Source organism: Rothia similimucilaginosa (assembly GCF_029850875.1).
Taxonomy (GTDB): domain Bacteria; phylum Actinomycetota; class Actinomycetes; order Actinomycetales; family Micrococcaceae; genus Rothia.
Window position 1 is genome coordinate 162,348 of sequence record NZ_JAOVAM010000002.1, and the last position, 11,746, is coordinate 174,093.

Below are 11,746 nucleotides of genomic sequence, written 5' to 3' on the forward strand. Positions count from 1 at the left end.
GATTTTTCTATGCCCGCAGAGGATGCAGTTCTTGGTAGATGAGTGGGCGCGCAAAAATTTTTGGTGCACCCCCCCGAAATTCGCGCGCAACAGGGAGCAGGAAGTGTAATATGGCTAACAACTCACTCTGATGAAAGGTGTTCAACGATGAAGTCCCGCAACCGCCGCTCCACCGCACCCACCCCTCGCGCCAATATGGGCCGCCGACTGCTCACCGCGGGTGCCCTGCTCTGCATCGGCGTGCTCCCGCTGAGCGCATGCTCGCTCTTCGAGCCGCCGCTGGAACGCGACGAAAGTGTCCACGCCATCTTTGACGCGGAACAGGACATCGTGAAGATGCCCCTGGACGATTACCTCTACGGCGAGCGCACTCACTACGAATACACGGCCTTTCAGATTGCCATGAAGCAGTGCTTCGCCGAACACGGGCAGAACTACACCATCCAGGCTCCCTACTCTGAGGGTGCGCCCCGCGGAGAGATGGGGCGAAAGTACGGTCCCTGGAACGTCGAGTACGCCCAGAAGTACGGTTTTCAGAAGCGTGACCCCAACGCTGCCGAGCCCATCTCCTATAACTCGGGAGAGACCATGAGCCCCGAGGACAAGCTTCGCACCGAATGCTACCCCAAGGCCCGTGAGACCCTGGACGCCGCGGTGCCCGAAGGTAAGAGGCCCGAGAAGGAAGGGCAGTCCACATACAGTCGTATCTCCACTGAGGCGGGTAACGCCGTTTACGGTAGTAAACTGCACCGCGAGCTCGAAGAGAAGTGGAAGCAGTGCGTCTCTGACCGCGGCCTCACCCCGCGTTCGGCAGGCTCCGTCGCCGAGGAAACCCCGCTGACTGAGCAGCTGAGCAAGAACGGCGGTTTCAACGAGCCCGCCTCCGAAGAAGAGATCCGTATCGCCACCATCCAGGCCGAATGTAACCAGCAGGTCGGCATGAGCCAGCAGCTCTACGACTTGGAAGCCCAGTACCAGATGCCGCTCATCCGTAAGCACCAGTCACAGCTTGAACAGGAACGCCAAGCCGACCGCGACCGCGACGAGAAGTTCAAGCAGTACGTTCAGGAGCACCAGTAAACCGGGACGCTAAAAGACAACGCAACGAAAGATAGCGTAGCAAAAGACAGCGCAGAGAAATAGACAGCGCAAAAACAGTTCAGAAAGACACCGCCATGACCACTCATTCACAGAACCAAAACAGCGGGCACCGCTTCAGCGAGCGCATCGCCCGACCCCGCGTGCTCCTGCTGCTGGCAATCCTCGCCATCGGCTCGCTCATGCTGTCCTTCTACCTGGGCACCCGCTACGCCGCAACAGGCCCCGACCCGACCGTGCAGGCGAAAACCGTGATTCCGGTCTGGGCGAAGGTCGAAGAACGCACCGTCAGCGAGGGACTCGCCATTGCCGGAACCACCAAAGCTGGAGAGACCGCCCCGATTAGCGCACGCACCAACGGTGAGCCGGTGCTCGTCTACCAGAACCAGAAGCCCGGTAACGTGCTCAAAGCCGGTGACTTCATCGGCATTATCGGTGCCGACCCCGTCTTCGTGCTGGACGGGCCGCTACCGCTGTACCGCGACCTGAACCTGGGCGATAACGGCGACGACGTGCTCGCCTTCCAGAAAGCACTGAACTCCGCCGGGTACTCCACCGCGCAGAGCGGCACCGTCACCGAAGACACCCTCGACGCCGTCACGCGCCTGCACCGCGCGCACCTGACCGGCGTGCCCAGTGAGGGAGTCACCAGTATTGCCCGCAGCAACTACGCGATCCTGCCCGGCGGTAGCCGCACCGTCACCGCAGTTGCCGCGGTCGGCCAGCTCATTAACGACGGAACCCCCATCGCGAGCGTAGAAACCAGTGAACCCTACGTGGAATCTAGCGTTGAGCTCTCCGTTGCCAATAAGCTCAAGGTTGGCGACCGCATTAGCTTGCGCACCTCCACCGGTAGCGTGGAAGGCACCATCACCAGCATTGGTGAACTGCAGAACGACCCCTCAAAAGGCGCGGTGAAGAGCGTGCGATTCAATGCCGATGACCCGAGTAAGCTTACTCCGGGTCAGAGTGCCTCCATCACCAGCAAGGGCAACACCTCAACCACTCTCGCCGTGCCCACCACTGCGGTACGCCAGGACTCCCAGGGCACCTACGTGCTTGTTGAAAAGGATGGAAGCTCCACCTCGACCAGCAAAGAGGCGCCCGCCACCGAACGAATCAACGTTGAGGTTCTACGCACCGCCGGCGGATACGCCGCAATCAACGCGAACCTCAGCGCGGGACAGAAGGTGCTTGTCTCATGAGCCGCCGAAATAGAATCCCCGAGCGAGCCCCCGACGCCATGACAGCCCCGCGCATCAGGGGAGATGCAGCCGAGCACGACGTTGCGCTAGACACGATGCCCAACACCGCGCCCGCTATCGAAATGCGCGGCATTACCCGTATCTTCGAGGGGAGCGAACGACCCGTCCTTGACCACCTCGACCTGGTGGTCGAACGCGGCGAATTCCTCGCCATTATCGGACCCTCCGGATCCGGTAAATCCACCCTGCTCAACGCCATTGGCCTGCTTGACACTCCCACCAGCGGAACCTACAGCCTCTTTGGCAAAAACACGGAAGGACTCAGCGACAGAGAACGCGACGAAATCCGCCGAGACCACCTCGGCTTCATCTTCCAATCCTCGAACATGCTGCTGGACGAAACCAGCATGACCAACGCCTCCATGGGCCTGCGCGTGCAGGGCGTACCCTACAGTGAGCGCCTGCAACGCACCGAAGAAACCCTAGAATTTCTGGGGCTGAGCGACCGCGCCAGCATCCGCACCCGGTACCTGTCCGGCGGCGAAAAGCAGCGTTGCGCCATTGCCCGTGCCCTCGCCACGCGCCCGCCGCTGATTCTTGCCGACGAGCCCACCGGCAACCTGGACAGCCACAATAGCGCCAAGGTCATTGAGATTCTGCAGCGCATTAACGCGACCGGCTGTACCGTGCTGGTTATTACCCACGACCCGGAGGTTGCCGCCGCCGCCCGCCGTGTGATTCGCATTGAGGATGGGCGGCTACACGAGCAGAGCCGTGCCGATTCGGCTACGGTGCCGGTTGCCGAGGCTGTGCCGGTTGCAGCGGACACCCCTGCAGAAGCCACCGTAGATGCTCCCGTTAGCCTCGCACCGGGGGAGAAGCCCGCCTCCCACCGTCGCGGAAGCTTCCTCACTGATGACAGCATCGAGGCAATTTCCGCGCTCACCTCACGACCGCTACGCACCCTGCTGCTGGGCCTGTCCTTTGCGCTGGGCGTGGGCGGACTCATCAGCGCCTCCGGCATGAGCGAATCCGCCAGCTACCAGGTGAATCAGCGGCTGCTCGGCTCCGAACAATCCACGCTCTACATCAGTGACAGGGATAATGACCAGAACGTGCTCGGAACCTACCGGCAGGGCGAATCCGCGCAGAATGTTGCCGACCGTATTAGCGCGCTGGACTACGTGAAGAACACAGGATTCGTCAGCAGCGTGGCACCCGCCGACGTGCGAATCACCCGATTCAGCCCCTACGAGGACGAACCCAAAACGGCGATTGGCCTCAGCTCCACCTCGAAGACCAGGCTTGAGCAAATCGGTGCCCGCATGAACCCCGAAACTCTGCGTGCGCTCGAACAGATGAACTCGACCCTCACCCGGGAGAACGTTGCCGACCGTGAGCGTGCCGAGCAGCTCTCCGGCGCCATCGTTTCGGTTTCTGCTGCCCGCGCCCTCGGCATTATTCCCGAAGATAAGGCGGCAGATAACGCCACAACTGAGCCCAGACCCGGTGAGCTGCCCACCGTCGAGTACGGCATTAAACTCGGTGGGCTACCGCAGGTAGCACCAGGTGTGAGCATCTGGGTGGACGGTCAGCTGATGCCGGTCATCGGCCTCTTCGACCCCGGCAATAGCGGCTACGAATTCAGGAACACGGTCATTGTCTCGCCCGGTAAGCTACAACGCACCGGACGCGGCCAGGTGACCTACATTGCCGAAACTGAACGAGGTTACGGTAAAGCAGTTGCCAAGGCCATTCCGCTGACCCTCAAACCTGCTGAACCCAGCCAAATCAATGTGGAAACCCCCTCCGACCTGCAGAGCCTACGCGCGTCCATCGCCTCGGATCTGGGCCTGTACGTGGGTGTGCTCTCCGGGATTCTGCTGGTGCTCGCCTCCCTCTCGGCGGCAACCGCCATGTACCTGTCCGTGCAATCGCGCACCGCAGAAATTGCACTACGCCGCGCCATCGGATCGAGTAAATGGCTGATTGCCCGCATCTTCCTCATGGAGGGGGTCATGCTCGGTGTGCTCGGCGGCTCCATTGGTGCCTGCTCCGGCATGATTGCGACCATCATGCTTTCACTCGTGCAGGGCTGGCAGGCGATTCTCTCCCCGGGATTCGTGGTGCTCGGCGTGGGAGTTGGTGCCCTCACCGGTCTGGTGTCTTCGGCGTACCCGGCGTGGGTGGCATCCCGTAAGAGCCCCGCCGACGCGATGCGCGGCTAGAGTTAGCGCTGGGCGGGGGGGCAGTCAAATATCCGAAACCTGACTGGTCAAATAGGTATTAGATAGCCCAGCCCTTAAACTGATGGGAGGTAAAAACAGCAGAAGACTAGGTCAAAGGACAACACGTGAGTCGAACGCACACACCGCGTCATGCTGACAAACATCAGAATACTGAGGCACCAGAGGTGACCGCGGGAAAGCGCAACGACCGCGCTGACCGTCGCCCGCCCCTGGGCCCTGACGCCCGTAAAACCCTCAGCACCTTCGGTGTTATCACCGCCGTGCACACCCTCGCGACGGTGCTTTTCAGCGCCGCCCTGGCTGTGATTATTGCCCGCGCAGCCCACGCCGGTTTTGCCGCTGTTGCCGCCGAGCATGCACACCTCAAAGAGACCAGCGCGCCGGATGTGTACCGCGCCTACGTCGAATTCGCTGGTTCCGCGCAGGCGCAGCTGGAGGCGCACGGTGGCTGGCTGCTCGGCCTCGGTGGGCTCTTCGGTGACGCAGACACCATTACCCCCGGCCTGATTGCGGTTGCCGTCATTGCGCTGCTCGTCCGCTCGGGTACCGACTACCTGCTGGCTGTGAGCGCGCAGCGTGCCGCCTCCGGAGCGAAGTCTCAGATTCGTTCCGCCCTGCTCAAGCGAGTGCTCGCCACTGGTGGCGCAGACACCCCCGAGGGTACTGGCGCGACCGCTGTGTTGCTTTCCCGCGGCCTGAACGCCCTGGATGACTACTACACCAAGACGCTGACCGCGTTTGTTTCCACCGCGATTGTGCCGTTCATGCTCTGGGTCGTGGTGGCGTCCCTGGACTGGATGAGTGCAATGGTGCTGGCGTGCACCCTGCCGCTCATTCCGGTGTTCATGATCCTGATTGGTAAGAACACCCGCGACGAAACCGCAGAAGCTCAGGCTGAACTGCACCGACTCTCCGACCATATTCTGGAGCTGGTGCGCGGCCTGCCCGTCATTATCGGTCTGGGTCGTGAACGCGCACAGACGCGCGCCATGAACGCTCTCGGCCAGCGTTACCGTGAACGCACCATGCAGACCTTGCGTAGCGCCTTCATGTCTTCGCTGGCACTGGAGCTTATCACCACCATTTCGGTGGCGCTGATTGCTGTGCTGATTGGTGTGCGACTGGTCAACGGCACCTTGGGCCTGGACACCGCAATTCTCGTGCTGCTGTTGGCTCCCGAATGCTACCAACCGCTGCGTGATGTGGGTGCCGCCTACCACCAGTCGGAGGATGGCGTTGCCGCACTGCGTAGCGCTCAGAAGATTATTGATGCGCCCCTGCCCGCAGCTGTAGCAGACAGTGCTGCAACTGAGAGTAAAGAGGCTCAGCCTTCCACCATCTCTGTTGAGGACTTGTCGGTGAACTACCCGGCGCGTCCTGCGGTGCTGACTAACCTGTCCCTGAACTTGGACCGTCACGTTGCCACTGCCCAGGGTGAAACTGCCCAGGGTGAGCGCGGTGCGGTTATCGGTGTGATGGGTGAGTCCGGTTGCGGTAAGTCGACCCTGCTGAACGTGTTTTCCGGTGCCGTGCGTGAGGGTCTGGTGCCCACCGGCTCGGAGGAGCCCGTGCACCTGACCGGTAGCGTGACCGGTCTGGGAACGACCCTGGTCATTCCGCAGTCGCCGGTCTTCACCGCACCCACTGTGCAGACCGAAATGGCTCTCTACGCGCTGAGTGCTACCGAGGCGGAGCGTGAGCGTGCAGCGGCTCTGCTCGGTGAAGCGATGCACTCCAAGAAGCTGTCCGTTACCGATGCCGAGTCCGAGCTGCTGGTTGGCCCGCTGGCTCAGCTGGGCATGGAGAAGCTCACCGCCCTTGAGCCCGGTGCCCTCAGTGCAGGTCAGGCACGCCGCCTCGCCGTGGCACGCACCCTGGCTCGGGCCGAGGCTATCTACCGTGCCGGCGGTGAGCAGGCCGTGCTGACCGTCCTGGTGGATGAGCCGACCGCGCACCTGGACGCCTACTCGGCATACCTGGTGACCCGCGCTCTGCACCGCCTGGCGGAACTTGGCGCAACCGTGCTGATTGTGACCCATGAGCAGGAGCTCGCCGCCGGCTGCGACACCCTCGTTCGTGCCGTGCAGACCCCCCAGGGCTACACCTGGACCGCTGAGGCGAATACCGCCCGCAGTGCGGTTCCTGCGCAAGCCCCCGCGCACCTGCTCAAGGATCGGGAAGAGTACGAGGCTGAAAGCAGCGCCCCGGTGGGCGCCTCCGCAGCTGTCGAGGCCGAGGAAGTCGAGCCTGCCGGCCTGTTCGCAAGCCTGCGCACACTGAAGGAACTGACGGGTATTGGTGTTCGCGCCGCAACTGGCCCGGTGATCATGGCTGCGATTACTTCCCTGATGGCGGCGGCACTGACCGCGCTGTCCGGCTGGCTGATTGTTCGCGCCGCCGAGGGTCCGGCAATGATGTACCTAATGGTCGCCATTGTGGGCGTGCGCTTCTTCGGCCTGGGTCGTGCCTGTGCCCGCTATGCTGAGCGTCTGATGACCCACTCAAAGGTTCTTGCCGCCGCAAATATTCTGCGTCTGCGCGCCTGGGTTGGCGCATGGCAGAGCGTGAGTAGCGTGCGTGCCCTGCTGCGTGGTGACGCGCTGCTCGAACGCCTCGTAGGCGGTATTGATGAGCTGCGTGACGGCGTGCCGCGCGTTATTATTCCGCCGGCTGCGCACCTGCTGGTCATGACTGCGGCGCTGATTACGACCGCGTGCATCCTGCCGCAGGCTCTGATCCCGGTCCTGCTTGCCGTGCTGGTCAGCACTTTTGTGGCTCCGTGGATTGTGCTTCGCGCCGATGCCCGTGCGGAAGCGCTGGCTCGCCGCTCCACCGCGCAGATGCTGCGCCTGGGTACCGGCATGCTCTCGGCCGCTGAGGACCTGCGCGCTAACGGCGTGGCAACCACCGCTGAAAAGGCTAACAGTGCCCTGGACGCTGAGAACTTGTCCGCCCTGCAGAAGGGCTCGACCGCTCAGGGTGTGGGCCGTACCCTCGTGACTCTGAGCTGGTTCGGTGCGGCTCTGGCGAGCGCAATCATTGCGTACCCGCTGGCTGTTGACGGCACCGTGCGTGCCCCCGAAGCGGCGATCGTGGTGCTGCTGTGCACCGGCATGCTGGAAAGCTCCCTGGGCCATGTTGAGGCGGTCCGCTCTTGGCCTGCGTTCAGCCGTCTGCTCGCGACGATTGCCCCGAGCGTGCGCGACGTATCCCTGGAGGGCATTGTTGCCGTCTCGACCCTGAAGCGTTTCGTACCGACCGAGGCTGAGGTAGACACCCACGTTCTGCCGCGTCGTGCTGAGCGTCTGCGTGCCCGCGCGGAGGCCGAGATGGAGGAACTGCTGGAAGCAGACCGTCAGCGTGCGCACCGCTTTGACCGCCCCGAATCTGCGGCTAACGCTCAAGCGGAATCTAAGGCTGGCTCACCGCGCCCGCCGAAGCCTGGCGAACCCACCCTGGTCAGCTGCGGTACTCAGCAGGACCTCGGCGTGAAGGTCACCGAACCCGCCCTGAGCCTGCAGGACGCAGCTGCTCGCTGGCCCGGTATGGATCACCCGGTCTTCACCGACCTGAACATGAACGCCCGCGCGGGCTCCTGGACTGCGGTGACCGGCCCCTCCGGTTCCGGTAAGTCTACGGTGCTTGCAACCGTTCTGGGCTTCTTGCCGCTGGAGTCCGGCCGTGTGCTGGCTTCCGGTGAGGTCCTGGAAGGTGAGCAGCTGCGCGGCTACGCGGCGTGGTGCCCGCAGGCGGCTCACATTTTTGAGTCGACTCTTGAAGGTAACCTAATGCTGGCTCGTGACCGTTCGGATCGCCCGAGCGAGGAAGAGCTGATTGAGGTTCTGCGCCGTGTGGGTCTGGGTGAGTGGTTTGACGCTCTGCCTCAGGGCCTGCGCACCCCTGTGGGTGCTGGCGGTTCCTTCCTCTCCGGCGGTCAGCGTCAGCGTCTGGCGGTAGCTCGTGCTCTGTTGGTGAACTCGCCGGTGCTGCTGCTGGATGAGCCGACGGCACACCTGGACGCTGAATCTGCCCGCGCGCTGATGGCTGACCTGGATGCGGCGACCCGCTCTAGCTCCGTGGCTACGGTTCTGGTGTCGCACCGTCCTGAGGATATTGCCCGCTGCGATGAGGTGGTTCGTCTCTAAACGCCTCTGACGCAGGCACCACGTGCGGATTGCCCACGAAGAAAGGCCCCGGTACATGATGTACCGGGGCCTTTTTGCGCGTTCATATTTCCGCACAGATAGGTCCGGGCGGGGGGGGCTAGACCCAACTGAGTATCTGTGCGCTTAACCGCAACAGCATGATGGTTACAACGATAATGAGCACATGGCGAATGAATCGCTCGCCCAGGTGAATTGCGGTGCGGGCACCAACTCAGCTTCGCGCCATATTGGTGCATCCCATGGCGATTCCAAGGAGCCAGTGAATTGAGCCCCGCGGAATGAAGTAGGGAAGCGCGCCTAGAAGAGCTTTTCAGCCTCCGGGCTAACCGCCATCGCAGCAGAAACAGCCGCATAGTTCGGGCCCACAATGCCGATGCTCTGAGTGAGCATCACACCGGAACCATCACGGGCACCGTGCTCGGTCGGCAGGGAACGAGCCACACCACCGGAGGACGCCGCCTTCGCCGGGCCCACACCCACCCACGCCAGAGCCAGCTGACTCTCACCGGTGAGGAAACGGTGCGCACGCACACCACCGGTCGCGCGGCCCTTCTGCGGATACTCGCTCAGGGCGGTGACCTTGGCACTCGCCAACCCATCCTTGCCGTTGGTGACAGTCACGACCTCCGCCGCGTCGCCGGGCGCGGTCACGCCCAGGGCGATGAGGCGGTCGTCCTCGGCAAGCTTGATGCCTGCGATACCGCCGCCGGTGCGTCCCTGCGGGCGGACCTTTGCTGCGTCGAAGGTCAGTAGCTTCGCGTCGCGAGTGACGAAGGTGAGTACCGCATCGTCGGTGGGGCAGGGAGCGGCGGCTACGATTTCGTCGCCGTCCTTGAGCTTCATGATGTCCCACTCGGTCTGGTTCAGCGGGTAATCCGGGTTGACTCGCTTAATCACGCCGCCCGCGGTTGCCATCGCCAGAACCGTATTCAGCGGTGCCAGGGCAACCAGCTTCTCACCCTTGGCGAGCTGAACCAGCTCGGTTGCCTTCACTGCCGACGCTATGGAGGGGGTGCCACCGTTCTCGTCCAGCACCGCAATGTCCATGACGGACAGACGCACCATGCGTCCTGCGGAGGTCACGGCACCGATCTCACCGCGCGCGGTGGTCGGCACAATCGAGGTGAACACGTCGTGCTTGAAACGCTTGCCGGGATCCACGAGCGCCTCACGGATGGGCTTGCCGGGGGTTCGTCCCATCATACCGGAGGCCGAAAGCAACACCCAGCAGGGCTCATCCGCGATTTCGAGGGCGAGGCCGAGGCTCTTCTTCGCCTTGGATTGTGCGGTGACTGCCTCAATAGCGACCTGCATGTCGTCCTTGGTTTTAAGCTGGGTGCGGCGGTCGGTGCCGTAGCGTTCGGCGACCTCGGTGAGCTCGTCGGAGACCAGTTCGCGCAGCGCCGCATCGGAGCCGAGGATACGCTGCAATTCCGCGATTTCCTGCTGCAGGGTTTCGCGCTCTGCTTCCAGCTCCAGGCGGGAGTACTTGGTGAGCTGGCGCAGGCGCAGCTCCAGAATATGGTTCGCCTGGGTGTCGGTCAGGTCGAAGACGACCTTCAGCTTTTCGCGGGCCTGAGCGGTCTCATCAGACTCACGAATGATCTGGATGACCTCGTCAATGTCGAGGATTGCCACGAGCAGGCCTTCCACCAGGTGCAGGCGGTCGGTGCGCTTGCCCAGGCGGAATTCGGTGCGGCGGCGGACCACGTTCAGACGGTGGTCAATGTACACGCGCATCAGGTCGAGCAGGCCGAGGGTCTGCGGCTGACCGTCCACGAGCGCGACGTTGTTAATACCGAAGGAGTCCTCGAGCGGGGTGTGCTTATAGAGGGCGGCGAGCACCGCCTCCGGGTTAAAACCGTTCTTGATTTCGATGACGAGGCGCAGACCGTTGGTGCGGTCGGTCAGGTCGACCACGTCGGAGATGCCGGTGAGCTTCTTGGAGTTGACGCCGTCCTTGATCTTTTCGATGACCTTTTCGGGGCCGACCATGTACGGCAGTTCGGTGACGACAATGCCCTGCTTGCGGGGGCTGACCTGCTCGATGGAGACCTTCGCGCGGGTCTTGAAGGTGCCGCGGCCGGTTTCGTAGGCGTCACGGATGCCTCCCAGACCCACGATGGTTCCGCCAGTGGGCAGGTCGGGTCCGGGGATGAACTTCATGATGTCTTTGAGGGTCGCCTCGGGGTGGGCGATGAGGTGGCGGGCACCGGCGATAACTTCGCGCAGGTTGTGCGGCGCCATGTTAGTTGCCATACCGACCGCAATGCCGGTGGTGCCATTGACGAGCAGGTTCGGGAAAGCTGCGGGCAACACGGAGGGCTGCATGAACTGGTTGTCGTAGTTCGGTACGAAGTCAACCACGTCTTCGTCAAGGTCAGCGGTGAGTGCCTGGGCGGCGGGTGCCATGCGTGCTTCAGTGTATCGGGCGGCTGCCGGGCCGTCGTCGAGGGAACCGAAGTTACCGTGACCGTCAACGAGGGGCAGACGCAGCGCGAAAGGTTGAGCGAGGCGCACCATGGCGTCGTAGATGGCGGCGTCACCGTGCGGGTGGAGCTTACCCATGACCTCGCCGGTCACGCGGGCGCTCTTGACGTGGCCCTTATCGGGGCGCAGACCCATCTGCTGCATCATATAGAGGATGCGGCGCTGCACTGGCTTGAGGCCGTCGCGGGCGTCGGGGAGGGCGCGCGAATAAATCACCGAGTAAGAGTATTCCAGGAAGCTGGATTCCATCTCGGTGGATACGTCGATGTCGACGATATTCTCTACCACATCCACCAGGTAATCGCTGACGGCGGATTTGGATCGGCGAGCCATATATCTCCTCGTGTCGGTGTGTTTTCGCTCCTCCTATTTTAGCGGGTGGGAGCGGAGGAGTCGGGCTGGCTGGTCAGCGTCATCTGTGGGGTGCACCAAGCCGGCCGCGGGGCAGTAACCGAAGCGTACCGGGAGAGCTCACGCCGTCATATGCGCCTGTATCAGCGTGGTCAAGTAGCACAGCCCGGCTAGAACCCTCTAAGGT

The 11,746-nt window shown here is 62.8% G+C and carries 5 protein-coding genes; 4 read left to right on the forward strand and 1 reads right to left on the reverse strand.

Going from position 1 to position 11,746, the window contains the following annotated elements; genetic code table 11:
• Nucleotides 1-147: 147 nt before the first annotated feature.
• From QFX05_RS02285 to QFX05_RS02300, 4 genes are all read left to right on the forward strand, one after another.
• Nucleotides 148-1,080, forward strand: a complete 933-nt coding sequence (locus QFX05_RS02285) for a multidrug transporter (protein WP_279740567.1) — start codon at nt 148-150, stop codon at nt 1,078-1,080.
• Between the two features lie 95 nt (nt 1,081-1,175).
• Nucleotides 1,176-2,303 carry an efflux RND transporter periplasmic adaptor subunit gene (locus QFX05_RS02290; RefSeq protein ID WP_279740568.1) on the forward strand — a complete coding sequence of 376 codons (1,128 nt, stop codon included), beginning with the start codon at nt 1,176-1,178 and terminating at the stop codon, nt 2,301-2,303.
• Nucleotides 2,300-4,531, forward strand: a complete 2,232-nt coding sequence (locus QFX05_RS02295) for an ABC transporter ATP-binding protein/permease (protein WP_279740571.1) — start codon at nt 2,300-2,302, stop codon at nt 4,529-4,531. The genes QFX05_RS02290 and QFX05_RS02295 overlap by 4 nt, the downstream gene beginning before the upstream one ends.
• 185 nt (nt 4,532-4,716) lie before the next feature.
• On the forward strand, nt 4,717-8,697 hold the full coding sequence (locus QFX05_RS02300; protein WP_279740573.1) for an ATP-binding cassette domain-containing protein: 3,981 nt from the start codon (nt 4,717-4,719) through the stop codon (nt 8,695-8,697).
• A gap of 318 nt (nt 8,698-9,015) precedes the next feature.
• On the opposite strand, the gene QFX05_RS02305 is transcribed toward QFX05_RS02300, so the two are convergent.
• Nucleotides 9,016-11,541 (reverse strand): DNA gyrase/topoisomerase IV subunit A, encoded by a 2,526-nt coding sequence (locus QFX05_RS02305; protein ID WP_279740575.1) that lies wholly within the window; start codon nt 11,539-11,541, stop codon nt 9,016-9,018.
• Between the last annotated feature and the right edge of the window lie 205 nt (nt 11,542-11,746).